Origin of the sequence: Phytoactinopolyspora halophila (assembly GCF_003287285.1) — a bacterium.
Taxonomy (GTDB): Bacteria; Actinomycetota; Actinomycetes; order Jiangellales; family Jiangellaceae; genus Phytoactinopolyspora_A; species Phytoactinopolyspora_A halophila.
Genome location: NZ_QMIG01000020.1, coordinates 44,643 through 68,004, shown reverse-complemented (window position 1 = coordinate 68,004; position 23,362 = coordinate 44,643). Strand labels below are relative to the sequence as shown.

The following is a 23,362-nucleotide window of genomic DNA, read 5'->3' as shown; positions in this document are numbered from 1 at the left end:
GATGGCCATCTTCCTCAACGAGAACAGCAAGCTCATTGTCCAGGGCATCACCGGTGCCGAGGGAACCAAGCACACCCAGCGGATGCTCAAGGCGGGCGCCAAGATCGTCGGTGGGGTCAATGCACGCAAGGCCGGCCAGGAACTGGATTTCACCGAGTTTCACCCGGACGCCGTGCTGACGGTCTATGGCAGCGTCGGCGAGGCCATGGAGAAGACCGGGGCGAACGTTTCCGTCGTCTTCGTGCCGCCGAAGTTCACCAAGGACGCCGTCATCGAAGCCGTCGACGCCGGGATCGAGCTCGTCGTCGTGATTACGGAGGGCATCCCCGTACACGACACCGCCGAGTTCTGGGCCTACGCGAGGAACATGGGCAACAAGACACGCATCGTGGGTCCCAACTGCCCCGGTGTCATCAGCCCCGGCAAGTCCAACGCCGGGATCATTCCGGCCGACATCACCGAATCCGGATCGATTGGTCTGGTCAGCAAGTCGGGCACGCTGACCTACCAGATGATGTACGAGCTGCGCGACATCGGGTTCTCCACCTGTGTCGGCATCGGTGGTGACCCGGTCATCGGGACGACGCACATCGACGCGCTCGAGGCGTTCGAGGCGGATCCGGAGACCGAGGGAATCGTGATGATCGGCGAGATCGGTGGTGACGCCGAGGAGCGCGCGGCCGAGTACATCAAGGCCAACGTCACCAAGCCGGTCGTCGGTTATGTCGCAGGCTTCACCGCCCCCGAGGGCAAGACCATGGGTCACGCCGGCGCGATCGTGTCCGGTTCCTCGGGTACGGCGCAGGCGAAGAAGGAAGCGCTCGAAGCTGCCGGTGTGCGCGTGGGCAAGACGCCGTCGGAGTCGGCCCGGATCATGCGCGAGATCATCCAGAACGGCTGATCCGCCAGCATCGCCGGGGCACGGTTGCCGCGAAGGCGAGCACTTGTTGGGGCTGAGTAACGCCCAGAGCCCGTTTCGGCCTTCTGGAGGTTACTCAGCCCCAACAAGTGCCACCTCAGGCGGCACGTGACAGCAGGTCGCGGAGCTGGTCGGCGGTGAGATCGCGGTCCTCGTGATCGCTGATGGAATGGCTGATGGCGGTCACGGTCTCGCCGTGCACCATCACCCCGAAGACGAACACCGTCCCGTAGTCGCTCTCGACCCGCCACGTCGCGGCGCTGTCACCGGGCTCGTCGTGCGAACCGGTGCGCTCGGCCTGCTGGTTGGGCTCCTCGTGGGCGTCGGCCGCGGCCACCAGGTCGTCATAGTGCGACCGCGCCGCCTCCTCGTCCGGGAACGTGGCGATACGCTGTTCGACGGCCGGGCCGGCGTTCTCAGTCGAATTCCGGTACCAGCGAGTCTCGACGACCTCGGCTCCGTCGTCCGTCGGATCCAGCGGCAGATAGGCGTGAGCCCACGTGGACTCCTCCACGATCTCGCCGCCCGCGTCGATCTCCTCCAGTCCGGTGGCGTCGACGACATCGTCGACGGTGAGCCAGCCAGACACGTCTCCAGTGGGCTCAGGGTAGAGCTGGGTCGGCTGTGGCTCGACGACGCATTCCTGCTCAACGGCTTCGCAGAGCCGTTGGGCGGCCTCCGTGGTGCGTGCCGTCAGTGTGCTGGCTGCGTAATCTTCATTGCTCGGGAAACCGTTGATCACCATCGTGACGTAGCTGCCAGCCCGGACGAGATGGACGGCGACCAGGTCGTAGCGCATGTCGCCGCCCTGTAGCGGCTGCTCCCGCGGGGACCAGTAAGTCGCCGCCCATGCCTCGTCGCCGACATCGTCGACGGCCCACGCTTGGCTCAGTCCGTCCGGAGCGTCCGGGCCGGCCCCCTCGTCGAGATTCCGCAGGCAGGACTCGAGGTCCGCGCGTAGCTGTGCGAACCGCCGTACCTGGTCGTTGGTCGTCTCGGCGAACTGGAGGAAATGTCCTTCGCGGTCGTTCTCGTAGCGGACGTGAGCTGCGCCGTCCGGCACGGCGGGAGCGCAGTCGAACGGTGTCCGGGTCGCTTCCGTCTCCGTCCACTCCGGCAGGACAACGCCTGGCTCGTCGTCCGGCGAGATGTCGTCGATGGTCAGGAAGGCGTCATCGGGGACGTTCGCACCGTTGCCGTCATCGGGAGGCGTCTGCTCTCCATCCGGAGGGGTCGAATCGTCCTGCTCGTCAGGCGTGGTCGGCACGGCCGTGGGTGCCTCGGTTTCGCCCGGAGCGGCCGGCTCCGGTGCGGAAAACAGCTCATTCTGTGTCACGCCGGCGACGCCCAGAGCCACGATGGCCACGCTGGCGAGGACACCGGTGGTGACCTGGTTGCGGGTGCGCCGTGCGGCTCGGCGCCGTGCTGCGCTCGGGCCGGGCATCTCGATGTCGGTGACGTCCGTGTCGAGGGCGTTCAGCTGTCGCCGTAGTTCGTCGTCGAAGTTACTGCTCACGCCCGTTCCCTCCCGTCACGGTGCTGGACTCGTCGGTCAAGAGCTCCGACAACGCGGCACGCCCACGCGACAAGCGTGCCTTGACCGTCCCGGTAGCGGCACCGACCTCCTCGGCGATCTCCTCGACGCTCATGCCCACGAGATGGTGCAGCACGATCGCCCGGCGCTGTGCTTCGGGAATCCGGCGCAACGCTGTCACCAGAGCGACGTGATCTGGATTGGGCGGTGCGGTACTTTCCGGTTCCCCGTGGCGTGCCATCGCCGTGATGCCGTTCTTGGCCTTGCGCCATCGGCTGGCCGCGATGCGCCACGCCACCGTCCGGACCCATGCTTCGGGGCTGTCCGCACGGCTGACCGTCTTCCACCGTTGCCATGCCCGCGCGAACGCTTCTTGCGTGCACTCCTGAGCATCCGCCACGTTCCCGGTCATGGCATACATCTGATGCAGGACACGACGGCTCGACGCGTTGTAGAACGCATCGAATTCCGCTGCCGCGTCCATGTTCTCCTCTCTCGCTCTCGTCCCGAACGGGGTCGCTGGCGTCCGCGTGCCGTTGACCACGCACTTTCCGTATGTTCGCACTCGGGATGACGCGGGAGCCTGCCGTTCGGTTGCATCGAAAATCGAGTGGATATCGGGTGGATCTTGTCACGTCCTGGAAGCCATCGGCGTGGTGTGCGGGCGAACCGCGGGTACAACGGCGACCATGAGAGCGTGCCAGATCTGCTGACTCGACCGCTGCTGCGTCGGGACGAGCCCGCCTGGGGCTCCCGCGTGCCGTGGTTCGCTGCCGCCCTGGCCTCTGGCTGGGCGCTGATCGCATCGGCGTCGTTGAGCGTGTTGCCGGCGGTCGCCGTGTGGATCGGCGAGGGTGCGAACGCCCCGTTGAGCGACCCCTTGCGGTTCGGCGCCCGGATCTGGCTGTTGTCGCATCGCATCGGCTTGGAGGTGGACGGCGCCAGCATCGTCCTGGCTCCCCTCGGCATGACGTTCATGTTCGTGCTGCTCATGTACCGTTCCGCGCGGTGGGCGGCACATCAGGCCGGTACCGCGACGCCACGCTCGATGCTGGCCGTGATCGGTCCGTCGGTCCTCGTCTACGTGCTCGGTGCCGTCGCGCTGGCCATGGTGTCGACGTCGGGAGGCATTACGAGCTCGGCGGTCGCGGCCGCCGGCATCGCGGCGGCGTGGGCGCTGGTGGGCTTCGGCGTGGGCGTCGTGCACGAGACCGGTTTCGACGAGGTGTGGTTCGCTCGCTTGTCGCCGGAGGTGCGAGCCGCGCTGACCGGGAGCGCTGTCGTCATCGCGGGTCTGTTCGTGGCCGGGTCGGTACTGGTGGTGGTCAGCACCGTCGGGAACACCACGCAGATCGGTGGCCTCGCCGAGGCCCTCGAGGCGGGCGTCCTGGGCAACACGGCCCTGGCGGCCGGCAGCGCAGCGATCATGCCGAACGGTGTCATCTGGGCGGCGAGCTTCTCGTTGGGGCCGGGCTTTGCTATCGGTGCCGAGACGGTGGTGGCGCCGGGCGGTGTGCAGCTCGGCATGCTTCCCGCGGTTCCACCGCTGGGAGCGTTGCCGTCGGACGTGCCCGGAACGCTCACGTGGGTGGTGCTGGCCGGGCCGATCGTGGCGGGAGCGATCGCCGGACTCCTCGTCTATCGCACGCTTGAACCGTATCGGGAGTCCATCACCACCGTCGTTCTCGCTGCTGGCGGCACGGCTGCCGCGAGCGCCCTGGGCATGTCGGCACTGGCGATGTTGTCCGGCGGTTCGATGGGCGCGGTGCGGCTGGCCGAGGTCGGGCCGGTGCCGTGGGAGGTGGCGGCGATGACGTTCGTCGCCTGCGGCGTCCCGGCGATGATCACGGCGACGTTGCTCACGTGGCTCCGGTCCCGACGGAGTGCGAGCGCCGACGCAGCGAGTGCGCGGAGTTCGACACCGGCCGACTGAGCAGGGTGTCACTCGACGATGTGCCGGCATCGGATATGGTCACCGGTGTCGGGCGGCGCTCTCGACCGCCGGCTGCGCCGCCGCTTGCCGTGATCTGTCTGTCGGGAGCTCATCGTGCGTATATCCCCAGATGCCGGGCGTGCGTGCCGTCTGGTCGTGCTCGTCTCGGGAGCCGGAAGCAACCTCGGGGCGCTGCTGGACGCGTGTGCCGATCCGGCATACGGCGCGACGGTAGTCGGCGTCGGCGCGGACCGGGACGGCATCGACGGATTGAAGATCGCGACGGATGCCGGTGTTCCGACATTCGTCGAACGGCTCCGTGACCATCCCACACGTGAGGGGTGGGACCGGGCACTGACCAGGCACGTGGAGGATTGCGCCCCCGATCTGGTGATCTCCGCTGGATTCCTCAAGCTGGTGGGTCCCGAGTTCCTCGCGCGGTTCGAAGGCCGCTACATCAACACCCACAACGCCTTGCTCCCTGCCTTTCCGGGCATGCATGGCCCCAGGGACGCCCTCGAGTACGGAGTCAAGATCACCGGTGCGACGCTGTTCTTCGTGGACTCCGGTGTGGACACCGGGCCGATCATCGCCCAGGTGGCGGTTCCGGTCCTCGACAGCGACGACGTCGCGTCCCTGACGGAGCGGATCAAGGCGGCGGAGCGGGAACAGCTCGTCGAATACGTCGGCCGCTTGGCCCGGGAGGGGTGGACCGTCAATGGCCGGACGGTCACCATTCCGTAGGTCTCCGCAAGCCGCACGGTACCTGTTACGCTAGGCCGCGTCGCGACTGGCGCTGGGTGGATAACCACCGGGGAGCGGCACACCAGCAGGAGACTTCGGGGTCGAACGCCTGGGCCCCGGCGGTCGGATGGCCACCCGCGGCTGCCGTCGAGCATGCCGCCGCTTGCTGAGGAGTGAGATGAGCGCCACCTTCCCCGAATCCACGTCGGCCGATGACGGGCAGGTGCCCGTCGAACGGGCTCTGATCAGTGTCTACGACAAGACAGGCCTGGACGATCTCGCTCGCGGCCTGGCCGATGCGGGCGTGACGATCGTGTCCACCGGTTCCACGGCGGCGCGGATCGCCGAGGCCGGAGTGCCCGTGACGCGGGTCGAAGAGCTCACCGGTTTCCCGGAGTGTCTGGATGGGCGGGTCAAGACCCTGCACCCGAACGTGCATGCCGGTCTGCTGGCCGATCTGCGCCTCGACACCCATCGAGACCAGCTGGCCGAGCTGGAAATCGAGCCGTTCTCACTGGTCATCTGCAACCTCTACCCGTTCGCTGACACCGTGGCCTCGGGCGCGCGGGCCGACGAGATCGTCGAACAGATCGACATCGGTGGCCCGTCCATGGTGCGGGCCGCGGCGAAGAACCATCCCAGCGTCGCCGTCGTCGTCGACCCGTCCCGATATTCTGATGTCCTGGCGGCCGCCCGGAACGGCGGATTCACGCTCGCCGAACGACGACGCCTGGCCGCCGAGGCATTCGCGCACACGGCCACCTACGACGTCGCCGTGGCGTCGTGGATGGGCAACGTCCACACGGACACGTCGGACGGCAGCGGCTTTCCCCGCTGGGTGGGTGCCACCTGGCAGCGGGAGTCGGTGTTGCGATACGGCGAGAACCCGCACCAGCCCGCCGCGTTGTACGTGTCGGACGGCGGCGGTGCCGGCTCGAATGCCGGACTGGCGCAGGCCGAGCAGCTGCACGGCAAGGAGATGTCGTACAACAACTTCGTCGATGCCGACGCCGCCTGGTGGGCCGCCCACGACTTCTCCGAACCCGCGGTGGCGATCATCAAGCATGCCAATCCCTGCGGTATCGCCGTCGGTGTCGATGTGGCCGAGGCACACCGCAAGGCACACGCCACCGATCCGGTCTCGGCGTTCGGCGGGGTGATCGCGACGAACCAGGTGCTCACGCGGGCCGCGGCGGAGCAGATCGCCGAGGTGTTCACGGAGGTCGTCGCCGCTCCCGGATTCGACGATGGCGCGCTGGAGATCTTGGCGGAGAAGAAGAGCCTGCGCGTGCTGCGGGTATCCGGGGGAGCAGGTGCGGTTGAGTCGCGGCCCATTTCCGGTGGCATGTTGATACAGCGCGCCGATCGCGTCGATGCGCCCGGTGACGACCCTTCTGGCTGGACGCTCGTGGCGGGGGAGCCGGCGGATGAGGCGACGCGTGCCGATCTCGCGTTCGCCTGGCGGGCGGTCCGTTCGGCGAAGTCCAACGCGATCCTGTTGGCGACCGACCGCGCGGCCGTGGGTGTCGGGATGGGACAGGTCAACCGGGTGGATGCGGCCCGTCTGGCGGTATCGCGAGCCGGCGAGCGCGCTGCGGGCTCGGTGGCCGCGTCCGACGCGTTCTTCCCGTTCCCGGACGGACTGCGGGTCCTGCTGGACGGTGGCGTGCGCGCCGTGGTCCAGCCGGGCGGATCGGTGCGCGACGACGAGGTCGTCGCAGCAGCGCAGGAGGCCGGAGCGACGATGTATCTGACCGGCTCTCGCCATTTCCTCCATTGACCCACCTCCCTCCCCCCAATTCCCGCTGATCATGAACACTAGTCGCTCTATGAGGCCGGTAAGTGTTCATGATCAGCGGAGAGGCGTGAGGGCTGAGGACCAGAAAGGACGGTAACGAGATGAGCGCGAAGATCCTGGACGGCAAGGCGACGGCTGCTGCGATCAAGGACGAGCTGCGAGCCCGTGTCGAGCGCCTGGCATCTGCGGGTGCGACTCCGGGCCTTGGCACGGTGCTCGTGGGTGACGATCCGGGATCGACGTCGTACGTCAACGGAAAGCACCGAGACTGCGGCGAGGTAGGGATCACGTCGATCCGGCGAGATCTCCCGGACACGGTCACGCAGGCCGAGCTCGAAGGCGTCATCGACGAGCTCAACGCCGACCCTGCCTGTACCGGTTACATCGTCCAGCTTCCGTTGCCTGCCCACATCGACACCGATGCGGTGCTGGAACGCGTTGATCCGGCCAAGGACGCCGACGGGCTCCACCCCACCAACCTCGGCCGGCTTGTCCTCGGGGTGAACACCGAGATCGCCTCTCCGCAGCCGTGCACGCCCCGGGCGATCATCGAGCTGTTGACTCGGCACGGTATCTCGCTGGCAGGGCGTGATGTGGTGATCGTCGGCCGCGGCGTCACGGTGGGACGCTCGCTTCCCCTCCTGCTCACCCGGAAGGCGGTGAACGCGACGGCCACATCCACCCACACGGGGACCAGCGATCTCGCGGGCCACCTGCGTCAGGCGGATGTGATCGTGGCGGCTGCCGGAGTTCCGGGGATCGTGACCGCTGACGCGGTCAAGCCGGAGGCGGTTGTGCTCGACGTGGGCGTGAGCCGGCAGCAGGATCCCGAAACTGGAAAGTCGCGGATCGCTGGCGACGTGCATTCCGGCGTGTACGAGGTCGCGTCGTGGGTTTCTCCGAACCCGGGCGGTGTCGGACCGATGACGCGGGCGATGCTGCTGGCGAATGTCGTCGAGGCCGCGGAGCGAGTGAGGTGAGGAACGCGACCATTTAGTGTTGCACGGTATGTTGCACGGTATAGGGTTTGGTGAGCCACCGGGCGGAGCGCGCAGGGTCGGACATCTCGTCGCACTTACCGTTGGGTAAGGTGGCGGCGACTTCACAGAGGAGGAGGTCCCAACCTGTATGGCCGATAAGTCTTCGCGCGGCCTCGCTGATGTCGTCGCGGCCACCACGTCGATATCCGACATCGACGGTGAAGAGGGCCGTCTGTTCTATCGGGGCTACGACATCAATGACATTACCGGGCGGATCAGCTTCGAGGAGTGTGTCCATCTCCTGCAGCGGGGAGATCTTCCTACGGCAGACGAACTCGGCGCTTTCGCGAATGAGCTGACCGGCGCCCGATGGATCGGTGAGACCACGGAGGCGCTGCTTCCGCACGTCGTCCGTAGCGGCACGCCCATGGAGGCGTTGCGGACTCTGGTCTCGTCGCTGGCTGTGGACGACCCGGACGCTGCGGACTCATCGGTCGAGGCGGATCGGCGTAAGGCGACCCGGCTGGTGGCGCAGATGCCCGTGCTCGTCGCGCGGTACCACGCGGATCGTAGCGGCCGGGAGGTGGCCGAGGGTGATCCGTCGCTGGGTATCGCGGGAAACTTCCTGCTTCAGGTGACCGGCGAGCGCCCGGCGGATCGGGCAGCGGAGATCTTCGACGCGTGCCTCGTGCTGCATGCTGACCACACGATGAACGCGTCGACGTTCACCGCTCGGGTCGTCGCGGCGACCCTGTCGGACATCCACTCGGCCATCACCGGGGCGATGGGTGCGCTACGCGGTCCGCTTCACGGCGGCGCGAACGAGGCGGTGATGAAGACGCTGAGCTCGATCGAGGGCGGCGTAGACACGGTCGACCGGTTCGTTCGGGATGAACTCAGCGCCGGGCGCAAGCTGATGGGATTCGGCCACCGCGTCTACAAGGCGGAAGATCCGCGCGCCACCCATCTGCGGCGGATGAGTGAAGAGCTCGCCGAACTCACCGGTAACCGGCACTATTTCGACTTCTCGCGGCGTATGGAAAAGGCCGTCTTCGACACCAAGGGCCTGTACCCGAACGTTGACTTCTATGCCGCGAGCGTCTATCACGCACTCGGTATCCCCACTGACTTGTTCACGCCGGTGTTCGCGATCTCCCGGATGAGCGGCTGGACCGCGCACGTGATCGAACAGCACGAGGACAACCGGCTGATCAGGCCTGCCAGCGAATACACCGGCCCGGTCGGCCGGCGCTGGAAGGACATCTCTGAGCGGTGACCGTGAGCAACGTGTCAGCCCCGAAGCGCAGCCGCTGGGCAGCGGCCGCCGAGCGGCGGCTGACTCCCGCCAGTTGGCTTCGGGCCGTGGTCCGGCAGTGGCCGTTCCTTATCGGGCTGGGCATCGTGGTCGGTGGCATCGTCGTCGTGGCTGACGACCACTTCAAGCGCGGAACGGTGATTATCGCCGGGGGAATCTGTGTCGCGGCGTTCTTCCGTGCTGTGCTCCCGAATCGCTGGGTGGGGTTGTTGCAGGTTCGTTCGCGGTTGCTCGACGTCCTGACGCTGGCACTGCTGGGCGGCGGTACGCTCATTGCCGCTCTCATCGTTCCACCCCCGAGCTAGGAGAACTGTCATGGCAAAGGCCCCTGTCACGGTCACCGTCACCGGCGCTGCCGGCCAGATCGGCTACGCGCTGCTCTTTCGCGTTGCCTCTGGGCAGATGTTAGGGCCGGACACGCCGGTCAGGCTGAAGCTGCTGGAGATTCCGCAGGCGGTCAAGGCGGCCGAGGGAACCGCCATGGAACTCGACGATTGCGCGTTCCCCCTGCTGGATGGGGTAGATATCACCGACGATACGAATCGGGCCTTCGACGGCACGAGCGTGGCGTTGCTGGTGGGTGCCCGGCCCCGGGCGAAGGGCATGGAACGAGGTGACTTGCTGGAGGCCAACGGCGGGATCTTCGGGCCGCAGGGTACGGCGATCAACGAGCACGCCGCCGACGACGTTCGCGTGCTGGTGGTGGGCAATCCCGCCAACACCAACGCGTTGATCGCCCGTTCCCATGCGCCGGACGTGCCGCCGGAGCGGTTCACGGCCATGACGCGACTGGACCACAACCGCGCGCTGTCGCAGCTCGCCGCGAAGGCAGGCGCGAGTGTCACGGACATCAAGAAGCTGACGATCTGGGGTAACCACTCCGCCACCCAGTATCCGGACATCTTCCACGCCGAGATTGCCGGCAAGAAGGCGGCCGACGTTCTGGGTGTGGCGCCGGACGGATCGGGGGGCGCTGCGGCCGACGATCATCAGTGGCTGACCGAGGAGTTCATTCCGACGGTGGCCAAGCGCGGCGCGGCGATCATCGAGGCGCGTGGTGCCTCGTCGGCGGCGTCGGCGGCGAACGCGGCGATCGACCACGTGCACGATTGGGTTCTGGGTACTCCGGAGGGAGACTGGACGTCGGCGGGTGTGCCGTCCGATGGTTCTTACGGTGTCGCGGAAGGGTTGATCTCGTCGTTTCCGGTCGTGTCGCGTCACGGCCGTTGGGAGATCGTGCCCGGGCTGGAGATCAACGACTTCTCGCGCGCGCGTATCGACGCATCGGTCCAGGAGTTGATCGACGAGCGCGAGACGGTGCGCTCGCTCGGCCTGATCTAGCTGGACATCACCACGCGGCGGTGTGCAGTGGTGATCGTCGGGGGATCCCTGTAGGAGGAGCGAGGGCGGGCCGGACGCCCCGATGGCTCCCGGGCAGGGTCTGATATCTTGACGTCGAGAGAAACTGAACTTCAGGAGCGTTGACCATGGCGAAGATCAAGGTAGCTGGCCCCGTCGTCGAGCTCGACGGCGACGAGATGACGCGAATCATCTGGTCGTTCATCAAGGAACGCCTGATCCATCCATACCTCGACGTGGACCTTCGCTACTACGATCTGTCGATCCAGAACCGCGACGCCACCGACGACCAAGTCACCGTCGACGCCGCGAACGCCATCAAGCAGCACGGCGTCGGGGTGAAGTGCGCCACCATCACGCCGGACGAGGCGCGGGTCGAGGAATTCGGCTTGAAGAAGATGTGGCGCTCGCCCAACGGCACCATCCGCAACATCCTCGGTGGCGTGATCTTCCGCGAGCCGATCGTCATCTCCAACATCCCGCGCCTGGTTCCGGGCTGGACCAAGCCGATCATCATCGGGCGGCACGCCCACGGCGACCAGTACAAGGCCTCGGACTTCGTCGTCCCCGGCCCGGGCACGGTGACCATCACCTACACGCCGGCCGACGGTGGCGAACCGATGGAGATGCAGGTCGCCAACTTCCCGGACGGCGGCGTCGCGATGGGCATGTACAACTACGACGAGTCGATCCGGGAGTTCGCCCGGGCATCGTTCCGCTACGGCCTGGAACGCAAGTTCCCGGTGTACATGTCGACGAAGAACACCATCCTCAAGGCCTACGACGGGCGGTTCAAGGACCTGTTCGCCGAGGTCTACGAGGAGGAGTTCAAGGAGCAGTTCGAGGCTGCCGGCCTCACCTACGAGCACCGGCTGATCGACGACATGGTGGCTGCCGCGCTGAAGTGGGAAGGCGGCTACGTCTGGGCGTGCAAGAACTACGACGGTGACGTGCAGTCCGATACGGTCGCGCAGGGCTTCGGCTCGCTCGGCCTGATGACCTCGGTGCTGATGACGTCGGATGGCACGGTCGAGGCGGAGGCCGCGCACGGCACGGTCACCCGGCACTATCGTCAGCATCAGGAGGGAAAGCCCACGTCGACCAACCCGATCGCGTCCATCTTCGCCTGGACACGCGGGCTGGAACATCGCGGCAAGCTGGACAACACCCCGGAGGTGACCAGCTTCGCCCAGACGCTCGAGGACGTCGTGGTCACAACCGTGGAATCCGGCGTCATGACCAAGGATCTCGCGTTGCTGGTCGGCGACGATCAGGGCTGGGCGACCACGGAGGAGTTCCTGGCCACGCTCGACGAGAATCTTGCCAAGCGCCTCGCCTCCTGACACATCGGACGACGTCAGCTGCCGGTTTTGGATGACGGCAGCTGCGTGGTCGGGCCGGGCAGAAATGCGGTCGCCTGGAGTCCACGTCCGGGGTTAGCGTCGGAACGTGGTTGATCCTGATACGTTCCGCGCGCTGGCGCGCTCGTCGCCGTGGTTGTGGTCGTCAGTCGCGTTCACCCGGACGACGGTGACGCGTGACGGCGCCGAGCGGCTCCGGGCGTGGATCAAACGACCCGCCCGGATGCGGGTGGAACCGGAACATGGTGACGTACACGTCGTCGATGAACGCGACCAGCTCGGAAGGAATCGCGGCGTCTTCCGGGCGGTCTCGACAGACGATCACGAGTCGATCCCTCAGCGGCGAGTGCCGCAGCCGGTCTACCGCGTCCCGCAGGACCCGGGGTCGCCGCAGCCGGTCCGGCGGGAGGACGGGCTGGTCATCTCCCGGCCGGATGACGTCGAGCTCGTCTATGACGATCCGATGTACGTGAATTACCAGTGGGTCGCGATGCTGGATCCGCAAGAGCTCGCCGACGGCGCGCTGGACGGTTGGGCGCCGGATGGCGATGTGCCGGACGGTGCCGGCGTGCCCGGGGACGTTCCGGCCCAGGACGGCGCCTGTCCGCCCGGCGTGGAGGTCCTCGAACTGGAGCGGGGAGAGCTGTTCGGCCGGGCCGTCCTCAGGGCAGTGGTGCGACCGAGCCCGGACTACGACCCACGCTGTGCGTGCTGCCCGCTGCTGCACAGCGAGGTCAGCGTGGCGATCGACCGCGCGGAAGGAGCGCCCCCGCTGGATCCGATGCCCGTCTTCGCCGATCGGTTCGAGACGGTGCTCGATGTCGCGACGGGCATCGTGGTGCGCCTTCGCGACATCGGCGGCGATCGTGACGGCGAGGGGTTCGACGTGGAGATCGACGAGGTTGACGCCGACTACCCGGATGCGATGTTTCAGGCTGACCGGCGGGCCACCCGGCGCCGTGGCATCCTCCGGCGCCGCTCATCCGGCGAGGCTGGTCCCTCGCCATACCCGCCGACGCCGGGAATCAGCCCTCGTCGATGGCGCGGCCCAGGCGCCAGTAGCCCATGAAGGTGACCGCGCCCTTGTCGATCCCGCGCTCGCGTACCAGGTGCCGGCGGATCGCCTTGACCGCGCCCGCTTCGCCGGCCACCCAGGCGTAGACGGGGCTGCTGGCGCTGGCCGCGACCTCCCAGAGCACCTCGAGATCGATGTCCACGGTGTCGACCGTGGATGTGTCGGTGGTGGAGGACGCCGGGCGGGTGAGCGACGCCGACGTGACCGCGTCGACGAGCAGCTGCCCATGTCCGGACGACGAGCCGTCGGGTCGCGAGCGGGGCAGCCAGCTGATCTCGGTGCCGTCTGGCGCGGCAAGTTCGAGGACGTCTTGGGGCTCGGGGACTTCAAGGAAAGCCCGGATCCGTGGTGCGGGGGCCGGCGACGTGCCGCCTGCGGCGCTCTGGCCGTGACGCAGGCGCTCCAGGATGCCACCGATGGCGGGGACCGCCGTCTCGTCGCCGGCGATGATGATGTCGCGCGCGCCCACCGGTGGATTCCACTCGTGCCCGAGGCAGTCGCCCGGGAACAGCCGGTTCGGCCCGATGACGGCGAGCTCGTCACCCACGGCTGCCCGCGCGGCCCAGCTCGCTGCCGGGCCGGACGGGTGGTGGCCGGCGGGGCCGTGCAGAACGAAGTCCACGTCCAGCTCGCGACGCTCGGGCCGCACCGCCCGGATGGTGTAGGTGCGGATGAACCCCCGAGTGGACGGGTCAGAGTTGCGATACTCGGTGTACCAGTCCGTGGTGGAGAACTGCGGTATGCCCTGGCCCGCCCTGGGAATGTAGAGCTTGATGCGCTGGTCTGGGCCGTCGTGCCCGAACTGGTCCAGATCGTCGCCGGTGAAGGTGACCCGCAGGAAGGTGGGACTCAGCCGCTTGAGATCGGCGACGACGACGCGGAAGGGCCGCCAGCGTGGCGCGTTCGGGTCCGCGGTGATGGTGCCGCCGGGCGTGCGGGTGGCTGCGTCAGTTGCGGTACTCGTCATCATATCCCCGTCGAGAAAGTGTGTACGTAAGCATAGGCGAGGCTAACTTAGGCTAGCCTAAACGTACACATCGGGTTTCGCAACGATCCGCGTTTCGAGCCCTGCCGATGGCGGGTGATCCGGCCGAAGACCCTCCCGACATGCGTGAGGCTCGGGGAGCGTGCCCGAGGTCAGCCGGGGGATGCTCGGAGCCGTTATCGGGACGGTGAAACGACACCGGCGCCGGCCGACGGCACGGCCACGAAGGCGTCCGGGGTGGCGAACCCGTACCGAGTGAAGGCCTGCCGGACGGCAGCCGTGACGGCCTCGGCGCGCTCGGTGTCCACGAGCGCGATGATCGAACCGCCGAAGCCTCCGCCGGTCATGCGGGCTCCGTGCGCTCCGGCATGCAGCGCGGCGTCGACCGCGACGTCGAGCTGGGGCACGGTGACCTCGTAGTCGTCGCGCAAAGAGACGTGTGACGCGGTGAGCAGGGGGCCCACGTCGCGGATCCGGCCGGCACGCAGGAGCTGGACGGTTTCTTGAACACGGCCGTTCTCGGTGAGCACGTGCCGTACCCGGCGCCGGGTCACGTCGGGTGTGTCGGGCGAGAGGGGAGTGCCTTCCGGGTGCGGCTCACCGGATGCGCCCGGCTCGAGCCGGCCGACGACGGATTCGACCGGCTCGTCCTGGACATCCCGCAACGACGAGACGCCGAGCCTGCGTGCGGCGTGCTCGCAGCTACGACGGCGCGCGCCGTACTCGCCGTCAGCGTGCCGGTGTGGTGCCCGGGTGTCGATGATCAGCAGCGTCAGCCCGGCACCGGCAAGATCGCACGGGATCGGCTCGGCGTTGACGTCCGCGGCGTCGAAGAGGATCACGTGGCCGTCGCGCCCGTGCATGGCGGCCATCTGATCCATCAGGCCCGTGGGTGCACGGACGTACTCGTTCTCCGCCTGCTGCGCGAGCAGCGCCGATCTCGTGGGGTCGAGCTCCAGGCCGGCCAACGCGTTCAGCGCTACGAGTACCGAACACTCGAGGGCGGCGGACGATGACAGGCCGGCGCCGCTCGGGACGTCGCTGTCGATGTGCACGTCGGCGCCGGGGACGTCGTATCCGGCATGCCGCAAGGCCCAGAAAACCCCGGCGACGTAGGCGCTCCAGCCGGTGACGTCACCAGGCTCGGAATCGACATGGAACTCGACGGGCCCGGAATCCCGGCGGCTGGACGTCGCGGTCACGATGCGGTCGTCGCGTCGCCGCACCGCCGCCGTCGTGCGGTGCGGGATCGCCAGGGGCAGGGCGAAACCGCCGTTGTAGTCGGTGTGCTCTCCGATCAGGTTGACCCGGCCCGGTGCCGATCCCACCACGTCGACGGTGGTGACGTCGCTCATGCGTCGGTTCCTTTCATGAATGCCCAGGCGTCGGTGACGATGCGGTCGAGGTCGTGTGCTGCGTGCCAGCCGAGCTCGGTGGCGATGCGGTCCGCCGATGCCACCAGCACCGGCGGATCGCCCGGACGACGTTCCCGCTCGATGGCGGGAACGGGATGGCCCGTGACACGGCGTGCGGCGTCGATGACGTCGCGCACGGTGTATCCGGTTCCGGTGCCGAGATTGTAGACCCGGTGCTCTCCGCGCTGGCCCCTGGCGGTCTGCGCGGTCCAGTCGAGCGCCAGCAGGTGTGCCCGTCCGAGGTCCTCGACGTGCAGGTAGTCGCGGATGGCCGTGCCGTCGTGGGTGGGGTAGTCGGTACCGAACACGTCGACCGACTCTCGCCGGCCTGCGGGAACGGCGAGCACGTTCGGGATGAGATGGGTTTCGGGGTCGTGACGCTCGCCGTAGCGGCCGAGTGCGCCGCCGACGTTGAAGTAGCGCAGGCTGACGGCGGCCAGCCCGTGCGCCGTTGCCTCGCCGGCGAGGGCGTGGTCGATCGCGAGCTTGCTCTGCCCGTACGGGTTGATGGGCGCGGCTGGCGTGCCTTCCCGGATCGGGGTGGTCTCCGGTTCGCCGTAGGCCGCCGCCGTCGAGGAGAACACCAGGCTCCGCACGCCCTGCTCGCGCATGGCGTCGAGCAGCCGCAACGTGCCGACGACGTTGTTCCACCAGTACAGCTGCGGACGCGCGACCGATTCGCCGACCAGGGATTTCGCCGCGAAGTGCAGCACAGCGTGGTACGAGGTGTCGAGCACGTCGCCGGCATCGTCGATGTCGCCTTCGACGAACGCGGCGCCGCTGGGCACGGCGTCGGCGTGACCGCTGGACAGGTTGTCCAGAACGACGACGTCGTGTCCGGCCTGCAGAAGCTGCGCCGCGACGACGGATCCGATGTAGCCGGCCCCGCCGGTCACCAGAACCTTCACGATCCCACCTCCACGTGGTCACCTGGGGTCATCGAAGGGGTCATCGAGCGTCCCTGAGCCGTTCAGCGACATCTTCGGGAAGGACGTCGGTGATGAACGCGCCCATGGCCGACTCCGACCCGGCCAGATACTTCAGCTTGTCCGCCGCGCGGCGGATCGAGAAGAGCTGCATGTGCAGGTAGGCGAGGTCCCGGTCGGCGGCGACGGGTGCCTGGTGCCAGGCGGCGATGTAGGGCAGCGGCGCATCGTAGAGGGCATCGAAGCGGCGCAAGATGTCGAGGTAGACCGTGACGAAGTCGTCCCGTTCTGCATCGCTCAGCGCTGGGATGTCCGGCACCTGGCGGTGTGGATAGAGGTGGACCTCGACCGGCCAGCGGGCGGCTGCCGGCACGAATGCGGTCCAGTGTGCGGATTGGGCGACGACCCGCTCACCGGCGCGCTCCTGGGCCAGGACGTCCGCGAACAGGTTTCGCCCCCGATCTGCCCGGTAGTGCCGGGCGTTGTCCAGCATCGTCGACGTCCGGGGCGGGATGTAGGGATAGGCGTAGATCTGACCGTGCGGGTGCGAGAGGGTGACCCCGATCTCCTCGCCCCGGTTCTCGAAGCAGAAGACCTGCTCGACTCCTGGCATGGCGGAGAGCTCAGCCGTGCGATCCGCCCATGCCTCGACGACGAGCCGCGCGCGTTCCGGAGGCAGGGTGGCGAACGAGGCATCGTGACGGCTGCTGAAACAGACGACCTCGCAGCGGCCCGTCCCGGCACGCCTGGCGACGAGCTCGTTGCCGGGCGCGACGCGCGTCCCCGGCTCGGTGGCGCTCATGGACAGGCTGGGGAAGCGGTTCTCGAACACCACGACGTCATAGTCCGTCGCCGGGATCTCGGTGTGCAGGCCGTCCCGGGATGGGCACAGCGGGCAGCGGTCGGCCGGTGGCAGGAAGGTGCGTTCCTGCCGGTGGGAGGCCATGGCCACCCACTCGTTCAGCAACGGATCGTGGCGCATCTGGGCGGCCGTGCTCACGGGTGGCAGGTCCCGGGGATCGTCGCTCTTCCGATCGACTCCCTCGATGTCGAAATAGATGATCTCGCGATTGTCCGCGAGCCGGGCCGAGGTTCGCTTCACCATCACACCGCCGCTATGGTTCAAACAGTTTCGAACTAGAGCAAACACTATCCCACAGACGTTCGGCGATGGCCAGGGCGGCTGATCACACCTGCTGGTCGGGCTCCGAGGCGAGGATCAACTCACCCACGTGCTCGTCCAGAGCGTGCCGCGCCTCCCCCGGTAGGCCGGCATCACAGACCAGCACATCGGCCTCGCCAAGGGTGGCGATCGTGCTGAGCCCCACCGTCGCCCACTTGGTGTGATCGGCTACGACGATCAACCGGTGGCCGGCCGTGACCAGGGCACGATCCGTCTCGGCTTCGAGCAGGTTCGGTGTCGTGAAGCCCGCGTGCAGGTCGATTCCGTGCACGCCCAGGAAGACGAGGTCGAGGTGGAGCTGGCGCAGCGACGTCACGGCGATCGGTCCCACCAGCGCGTCCGAGGGAGTGCGAACGCCGCCGGTGACCACGACGTCGACGTCGTCGTCGTGGTGGAACGTGTCGGCGATGGGCAGCGAGTTGGTGACGATGGTGAGCTGGGGAATGCCGCGCAGGTGCTGCGCCAGTGCCCACGTGGTCGTGCCCGCCGAGAGGCCGACCGCCGAGCCGGGCGCGACGAGCTCGGCCCCCACGCGGGCGATCGCGTCCTTCTCCGCCTGCTGGCGCAGTGACTTGACGTCGAATCCAGGTTCCTCCGTGCTCGCCGCGCGACGTGACGTTGCCCCGCCGTGGACCTTGTCCAGCGCTCCGCGCGACACCAGAGCGTCGAGGTCGCGGCGGATGGTCATGTCGGAGACCTGGAACAGCATGGCGAGCTCCCGGACCCTGGCAGCGCCGCGGCGCTGTACTTCGTCGAGGATGTGCGCCTGCCGTTCGGCTGCGAGCATGTGGCCCTCCCTCTGGATGCTCGCCGTGGATCTATGGGCACGACGCTGCGATGTTTCAAACATCATCGCACATAAATGTTCGTTCCAGTGTGGATGTGTGACGCCTCCGTCGACGGCATGTCGGAGCGCCACCGGCCCAGCCGACGAGCCAGGAGTCATCCAGGGAGTCAGCTGGCGAGCGCTTCGTCAACGACGGCGCGTGCCTCCTCCTGGATCCGGTTCAGATGTTCGCGTCCCCGGAAGCTCTCGGCGTAGATCTTGTACACGTCTTCCGTTCCGGACGGGCGGGCGGCGAACCACCCGGACTCGGTGAGAACCTTCAGCCCACCGATCGGGGCGTCGTTGCCCGGCGCTCGGGTCAGCTTGGCCGAGATCGGTTCACCCGCCAGCTCGGTAGCGGACACCTGCTCGGGTGAGAGCTGGGCGAGGACGGCCTTCTGCTCTCTGGTGGCGGGCGCGTCGATACGCGCGTACGCCGGTTCGCCATGCCGTGCGGTGAGCTTTCGGTAGTGCTCGCTCGGTGTCTTGCCTGTGGTGCCCATGATCTCGGCAGCGAGCAGGCACGTGCTGATCCCGTCCTTGTCGGTGCTCCACACGCGGCCGTCGCGGCGTAAGAAGGAGGCACCGGCAGACTCCTCGCCTCCGAACCCGATGGTCGCATCGAGCAGTCCCGGCACGAACCATTTGAACCCGACCGGAACCTCCACGAGGGGCCGGCCGAGCGACGCCGCGACCCGGTTGATCATCGAAGAACTCACCAGGGTCTTGCCGATCGCTGCGTCGACCGGCCAGTGGTCGCGGTGCGTGAACAGGTAGTCGATGGCCACGGCCAGCACGTGGTTCGGGTTCATCAGGCCGCCGTCGGCAGTCACGATGCCGTGCCGGTCGGCGTCGGCGTCGTTGCCCGTCGCGATGTCGAAGTCGGCTTCCTGTGCCGCATCGCGGCGCATCCGGCCGATCAGCGAGGCCATGGCCGACGGCGACGAGCAGTCCATCCGGATCTTGCCGTCCCAGTCCAGGGTCATGAACCGCCATGTCGGGTCGACGAGCGGGTTCACGACCGTGAGATCGAGACGGTGCCGTTCGGCGATGGCCTCCCAGTAGTCCACCGACGCGCCTCCGAGCGGGTCGGCACCGATGCGGACACCACCCGCGCGGATGGCATCGAGGTCGACGACGGCGGGCAGGTCATCGACATAGTGACCGAGGAAGTCGTACGTATCCGTCGTGTCCGCGGCGAGCGCGCTGCCGAGTGGAATTCGCCGCACACCCTTCAGGCCGGATTCGACGTAGCCGTTCGCCGTCCGCTGGATCCAGCTCGTGATCTCCGAGCCTGCCGGTCCACCGTCCGGCGGGTTGTACTTGAAGCCACCGTCCTGCGGAGGATTGTGCGAGGGCGTCACGACGACACCGTCGGCCCGGTGCTGCCCGGTCGCGTTGTGCGCGAGAATGGCGCGCGAGACGGCGGGGGTGGGCGTGTAGCGATCGGCGGAGTCGATCAGAAGGGTGACGCCGTTCCCGGCGAAGACCTCGACCGCGGTCGCCCATGCGGGCTCCGACAGCGCGTGCGTATCTTTGCCGAGGAACAGGGGCCCCTGGATACCGTTGTCTGACCGGTAGTCACAGATCGCTTGCGATGTGGCTGCGATATGGGTTTCGTTGAACGCCGTGTCGAAGGCCGAACCACGATGTCCCGAGGTGCCGAAACTGACCTGCTGTGCTGGATTCTGAGGTTCCGGGTGCCGCGTGAAGTACGCGGTGACCAGCTTGGCGATGTCGACGAGGTCGGCAGCCGTAGCTGGCTGTCCGGCACGCGGATGATCGGGCATCGGTTCTCCTTAAAGGCCGTCTAGACGCTCGGAGATTCGGGGATGCTGCCAGAATAGGGCCATGACGACAGATCGCCCCCGCGTGTTTTCCGGCATGCAGCCCACCGGTTCTTCCCTTCATCTTGGCAACTATCTCGGAGCGCTGCGGCAATGGGCTGCCATGCAGGACGAGTACGACACGTTCTATTGCGTCGTCGATCTTCATGCCATCACCGCCGGACACGATCCGGACGCGCTGCGCGAGCGCAGCCGGGTGACCGCCGCGCAGTACATTGCCGGCGGGATCGACCCGGAGCGCAGCACGCTCTTCGTGCAGAGCCATGTGCCCGAGCACGCCCAGCTGGCGTGGATACTCGGCTGCATTACCGGCTTCGGCGAGGCGAGCCGGATGACCCAGTTCAAGGACCGGGCGGGGCGTGAAGGCACGGAGGGGACAACGGTCGGCCTGTTCACGTATCCCATCTTGCAGGCGGCGGACATCCTGCTCTACGACACCGACATGGTGCCGGTGGGCGAGGACCAGCGCCAGCACGTCGAGCTCACGCGGAACCTCGGTGGTCGTTTCAACGCCCGCTTCGGCGAGACATTCGTGCTGCCGAAACCATACATTCCGGAGGAGACCGCCAAGATCTTGGATCTGCAGGATCCGGGAGCGAAGATGAGCAAGAGCATGGGTGGCTCGGGACTGATCGATCTTCTCGACGATCCCAAGGTCGTGGAGAAGCGGATCAAGAGCGCGGTCACCGATTCGGGTCGCGAAATCGTCGTCGATCCGGAGAACAAGCCCGGAGTGACGAATCTCGTGATTATCCTGTCCGCTGTGACCGGACGAGCGGTGGCCCAGATCGAGCACGATTTCGAGGGTCGGGGCTATGGCGATCTGAAGAAGGAGGTCGCGTCGGCGGTGCTTGACACGGTGGTTCCGTTCCAGAAGCGGGTTCGTGAGTTGCTCGATGACCCGGCCGAGCTCGATGCGCTGCTCGCCAGGGGAGCGTCCAAGGCCAGAGATGTCGCGGCTCCAACCCTGCGGCGAGCATACGAGCGTGTCGGTTTCCTCGTGCCGGCCGGCGCGGTGAGACGGTGACGCGTTCCATGGAAAGTGACGTCCGCACCATCGGGGTGGCGGTGCCCATTCCGGAGCCGTATGGCACCGAGCTGCAGGACTGGCGACGCTCGTTCGGGGATCCCCTGGCCGATGCCATTCCCTCGCACATCACCCTCGTGCCGCCCACGGAGATCGAGAATGGCTCGAACGGTCACTACGCCCGGGTACGCGAACATCTGGCGAAGGTAGCGTCGACGTTCCCGCCGTTTCGGGTGCGCTTACGCGGTACGGCGACGTTCATGCCGGTATCACCGGTAGTGTTCGTCGCGCTGGCCGAAGGTATCTCGGCGTGCGAGCGGCTCTCCATGGCGGTTCGGACCGGACCGCTGGCGGTCGAGCTGTCGTTCCCGTACCACCCGCACGTCACCGTGGCGCACTACCTCCCCGACGAGGCGATGGCGACGGCGTTCAACACGCTTGCCGGGTACGAGGCGGTATTCGACGTGACGGCATTCAGCCTGTATGAGCACGGCACTGACGGCTACTGGCGGCGAGAATGCGACTTCGAGCTGAGCCCTGAGGGTGAGGTTGCCGCCGGACGCCCCGGTGGCGAGCGCCGGTTGCAGGCCGCACGGCGGATCTCCGCCAGTGACGCGGTGCCGGAGGGCTGGCGGGCGTGAACGCCCGACTCCGGGCGCTGTGGAGTCGCGCCAGGGCACTGTGGGTCCGTGCCCGGGCGCTGTGGAAATGGCTACAACCGACGCTGCCGGTTCGGGCGTGGAAGCGCTACGGCAATCTGCGTGGTGATCGGCTGGCCGGTGCGGCGAGCTTCTATGGCTTCTTCTCGCTCTTCCCGTTGCTATTGCTGGCCTCGGCCGTGGCTAGCCGGGTCGCCGGGCGTGCGGGTGTGGAGACCGTCCAGCAGGTCGTGGACGACAACTTTCCAGAGATCGGCCTCGACGTCGCCCGGTTCTATGAGAACGCCGGCACGGTTGGTGTGGTCAGCGCGATAGTGCTGATCTATACCGGGTTGCGCTGGGTGGACTCGATCCGGGCAGCGGTGCGTTCGATGTGGGGCATGGACGACAAACCCGGGAACATCATCACCCGGAAACTCTTCGATCTTGTCGCGCTCATCGGTCTGGGTCTCCTGCTGGCGGTGTCCTGGGGGATGAGTGTCGTCGCGCGGCACATGACTCAGCAGCTCCTGGAGTGGTTTGGGGTCGAAGGTGTCGATGCCACGGGTGTGCTGGGCGTGGTCAGCTGGGTGCTGTCGATCGGCGTGAACACGCTGTTGTTCGCCTACTTGCTGACCGGCCTGCCGCGGATCATCGTCCCCGCCAAGGAGCAGGCGCTCACCGCGTTGCTGGGCGCCGTCGTCTTCGAGATCCTCAAGAACTTCCTGGTCCAGTACGTCTTGGGACCGGGGGCGGACGACACGTTCGCCGCGTTCGCGGCGCCCCTGGCGCTCATCGCCTGGATCTACGTGGTCACCAGGCTGCTCATGGTCCTGGCGGCGTTGACAGCTGAAAGCGCTATCGACCACCTCGACGCCGAGCAACGGGACAAGGCCCTGGCGCACGACAGCCACGGCGGGACGTGAGGTCACTCGGCCGTGTCGTCGAACGGCAGGACGAGTGCTCGCAGGAGGTTCGCCAGCATCGCCTGGTCATCGGGTGCGACATTGGCGAGGATGCTGCGTTCGTGAGCGAGCAAGCTTTCCAGAGCTGCGTCGACGGACGACTTGCCTTGTTCGGTCAGAACGACTCGTACGGCGCGCCGGTCGTGCTCGTCGGCGCGCCGGGTCACCAGGCCGCGTGCGGTGAGCTTGTCGACTCGCGAGGTCATCGTGCCGCTGGTCACGAGAGTTTGAGCCAGCAGCGTTCGGGGAGAGAGCTCGTATGGCGGGCCGGACCGGCGCAGTGCTGCGAGAACGTCGAACTCCCACGGTTCGAGTCCGTGGGCGGCGAACGCGGAGCGCCGGGCGCGGTCGAGATGCCGGGCGAGCCGGCTGACGCGGGAGAGCACTCCCATGGGCGCGACGTCGAGGTCGGGGCGTTCCCGTTGCCACGCAGCTACCAGCCGGTCTACCTCATCTGCCGCCACAGAAGAATTGTATGCATCAAGAATCTTGACTTCAAGGAAGGCGATGCCTAAGGTATCTTGACATCAAG

At 67.3% G+C, this 23,362-nt stretch carries 22 protein-coding genes and 1 riboswitch; of the genes, 13 read left to right on the top strand and 9 right to left on the bottom strand.

The window, feature by feature from the left end; translation table 11 throughout:
- The first annotated feature begins 1 nt into the window (after nucleotide 1).
- Nucleotides 2-901: a succinate--CoA ligase subunit alpha gene (sucD, locus tag DPM12_RS16715; protein ID WP_112259480.1), complete on the top strand. Its 900-nt coding sequence runs from the start codon at nucleotides 2-4 to the stop codon at nucleotides 899-901.
- A gap of 115 nt (nucleotides 902-1,016) precedes the next feature.
- Here sucD and DPM12_RS16710 read toward each other — a convergent pair whose 3' ends face one another.
- Together DPM12_RS16710 and DPM12_RS16705 are read right to left on the bottom strand one after the other, a co-directional pair.
- A complete protein-coding gene (locus DPM12_RS16710) occupies nucleotides 1,017-2,435 on the bottom strand; it encodes a hypothetical protein (RefSeq protein WP_112259479.1) in 1,419 nt (472 codons plus the stop codon).
- Nucleotides 2,425-2,937, bottom strand: coding sequence for a SigE family RNA polymerase sigma factor (locus tag DPM12_RS16705; protein WP_112259478.1), 513 nt, complete (start codon nucleotides 2,935-2,937; stop codon nucleotides 2,425-2,427). Before DPM12_RS16705 ends, DPM12_RS16710 begins: the two co-directional genes overlap by 11 nt.
- A 213-nt stretch (nucleotides 2,938-3,150) precedes the next feature.
- Between DPM12_RS16705 and DPM12_RS16700 the strand changes: the two genes are divergently transcribed.
- The 9 genes from DPM12_RS16700 to DPM12_RS16660 all read left to right on the top strand — a co-directional run bounded on the left by DPM12_RS16700 (nucleotide 3,151) and on the right by DPM12_RS16660 (nucleotide 13,012).
- Nucleotides 3,151-4,386, top strand: coding sequence for a cell division protein PerM (locus tag DPM12_RS16700; RefSeq protein ID WP_123788573.1), 1,236 nt, complete (start codon nucleotides 3,151-3,153; stop codon nucleotides 4,384-4,386).
- A 120-nt stretch (nucleotides 4,387-4,506) separates the two neighbouring features.
- Nucleotides 4,507-5,130 (top strand): phosphoribosylglycinamide formyltransferase, encoded by a 624-nt coding sequence (gene purN / locus DPM12_RS16695; protein ID WP_112259507.1) that lies wholly within the window; start codon nucleotides 4,507-4,509, stop codon nucleotides 5,128-5,130.
- A 32-nt stretch (nucleotides 5,131-5,162) separates the two neighbouring features.
- Nucleotides 5,163-5,252, top strand: a riboswitch (ZMP/ZTP riboswitch).
- Between the two features lie 56 nt (nucleotides 5,253-5,308).
- Nucleotides 5,309-6,910 (top strand): bifunctional phosphoribosylaminoimidazolecarboxamide formyltransferase/IMP cyclohydrolase, encoded by a 1,602-nt coding sequence (gene purH, locus DPM12_RS16690; RefSeq protein ID WP_112259476.1) that lies wholly within the window; start codon nucleotides 5,309-5,311, stop codon nucleotides 6,908-6,910.
- 119 nt (nucleotides 6,911-7,029) lie between these two features.
- Nucleotides 7,030-7,908, top strand: coding sequence for a bifunctional methylenetetrahydrofolate dehydrogenase/methenyltetrahydrofolate cyclohydrolase (locus DPM12_RS16685; RefSeq protein WP_112259475.1), 879 nt, complete (start codon nucleotides 7,030-7,032; stop codon nucleotides 7,906-7,908).
- A 148-nt stretch (nucleotides 7,909-8,056) separates the two neighbouring features.
- On the top strand, nucleotides 8,057-9,184 hold the full coding sequence (locus DPM12_RS16680) for a citrate/2-methylcitrate synthase (protein WP_112259474.1): 1,128 nt from the start codon (nucleotides 8,057-8,059) through the stop codon (nucleotides 9,182-9,184).
- On the top strand, nucleotides 9,181-9,528 hold the full coding sequence (locus DPM12_RS16675) for a DUF3017 domain-containing protein (RefSeq protein ID WP_112259473.1): 348 nt from the start codon (nucleotides 9,181-9,183) through the stop codon (nucleotides 9,526-9,528). Before DPM12_RS16680 ends, DPM12_RS16675 begins: the two co-directional genes overlap by 4 nt.
- 10 nt (nucleotides 9,529-9,538) lie before the next feature.
- Entirely contained in the window at nucleotides 9,539-10,564 is a 1,026-nt protein-coding gene (locus DPM12_RS16670; RefSeq protein WP_112259472.1) for a malate dehydrogenase, read from the top strand.
- Between the two features lie 146 nt (nucleotides 10,565-10,710).
- Nucleotides 10,711-11,925 carry an NADP-dependent isocitrate dehydrogenase gene (locus DPM12_RS16665; RefSeq protein ID WP_112259471.1) on the top strand — a complete coding sequence of 405 codons (1,215 nt, stop codon included), beginning with the start codon at nucleotides 10,711-10,713 and terminating at the stop codon, nucleotides 11,923-11,925.
- A gap of 106 nt (nucleotides 11,926-12,031) precedes the next feature.
- A complete protein-coding gene (locus DPM12_RS16660) occupies nucleotides 12,032-13,012 on the top strand; it encodes a hypothetical protein (protein ID WP_112259470.1) in 981 nt (326 codons plus the stop codon).
- Here DPM12_RS16660 and DPM12_RS16655 read toward each other — a convergent pair.
- The 6 genes from DPM12_RS16655 to pgm all read right to left on the bottom strand — a co-directional run bounded on the left by DPM12_RS16655 (nucleotide 12,969) and on the right by pgm (nucleotide 20,143).
- Complete coding sequence (locus DPM12_RS16655; RefSeq protein WP_211659064.1) at nucleotides 12,969-13,985, bottom strand: siderophore-interacting protein; 1,017 nt, start codon at nucleotides 13,983-13,985, stop codon at nucleotides 12,969-12,971. The genes DPM12_RS16660 and DPM12_RS16655 overlap by 44 nt on opposite strands.
- A 194-nt stretch (nucleotides 13,986-14,179) precedes the next feature.
- Nucleotides 14,180-15,358, bottom strand: a complete 1,179-nt coding sequence (gene galK / locus DPM12_RS16650; protein ID WP_112259468.1) for a galactokinase — start codon at nucleotides 15,356-15,358, stop codon at nucleotides 14,180-14,182.
- On the bottom strand, nucleotides 15,355-16,326 hold the full coding sequence (gene galE, locus DPM12_RS16645) for a UDP-glucose 4-epimerase GalE (RefSeq protein ID WP_112259467.1): 972 nt from the start codon (nucleotides 16,324-16,326) through the stop codon (nucleotides 15,355-15,357). Before galE ends, galK begins: the two co-directional genes overlap by 4 nt.
- A 40-nt stretch (nucleotides 16,327-16,366) precedes the next feature.
- A complete protein-coding gene (galT, locus tag DPM12_RS16640; protein ID WP_112259506.1) occupies nucleotides 16,367-17,446 on the bottom strand; it encodes a galactose-1-phosphate uridylyltransferase in 1,080 nt (359 codons plus the stop codon).
- A gap of 85 nt (nucleotides 17,447-17,531) precedes the next feature.
- Nucleotides 17,532-18,314, bottom strand: coding sequence for a DeoR/GlpR family DNA-binding transcription regulator (locus tag DPM12_RS16635; protein WP_112259466.1), 783 nt, complete (start codon nucleotides 18,312-18,314; stop codon nucleotides 17,532-17,534).
- Between the two features lie 167 nt (nucleotides 18,315-18,481).
- Nucleotides 18,482-20,143, bottom strand: coding sequence for a phosphoglucomutase (alpha-D-glucose-1,6-bisphosphate-dependent) (pgm, locus tag DPM12_RS16630; protein WP_112259465.1), 1,662 nt, complete (start codon nucleotides 20,141-20,143; stop codon nucleotides 18,482-18,484).
- 61 nt (nucleotides 20,144-20,204) lie between these two features.
- On the opposite strand from pgm, the gene trpS reads away from it, so the two are divergent.
- The 3 genes from trpS to DPM12_RS16615 are packed head-to-tail and all read left to right on the top strand — an operon-like array spanning nucleotide 20,205 to nucleotide 22,791.
- Nucleotides 20,205-21,227, top strand: coding sequence for a tryptophan--tRNA ligase (gene trpS, locus DPM12_RS16625; RefSeq protein WP_112259464.1), 1,023 nt, complete (start codon nucleotides 20,205-20,207; stop codon nucleotides 21,225-21,227).
- An 8-nt stretch (nucleotides 21,228-21,235) separates the two neighbouring features.
- Nucleotides 21,236-21,868, top strand: a complete 633-nt coding sequence (locus DPM12_RS16620) for a 2'-5' RNA ligase family protein (protein ID WP_112259463.1) — start codon at nucleotides 21,236-21,238, stop codon at nucleotides 21,866-21,868.
- Entirely contained in the window at nucleotides 21,865-22,791 is a 927-nt protein-coding gene (locus DPM12_RS16615) for a YihY/virulence factor BrkB family protein (RefSeq protein ID WP_158542928.1), read from the top strand. The genes DPM12_RS16620 and DPM12_RS16615 overlap by 4 nt, the downstream gene beginning before the upstream one ends.
- 2 nt (nucleotides 22,792-22,793) lie before the next feature.
- On the opposite strand, the gene DPM12_RS16610 is transcribed toward DPM12_RS16615, so the two are convergent.
- Nucleotides 22,794-23,294 carry a MarR family winged helix-turn-helix transcriptional regulator gene (locus DPM12_RS16610; RefSeq protein ID WP_245951297.1) on the bottom strand — a complete coding sequence of 167 codons (501 nt, stop codon included), beginning with the start codon at nucleotides 23,292-23,294 and terminating at the stop codon, nucleotides 22,794-22,796.
- Between the last annotated feature and the right edge of the window lie 68 nt (nucleotides 23,295-23,362).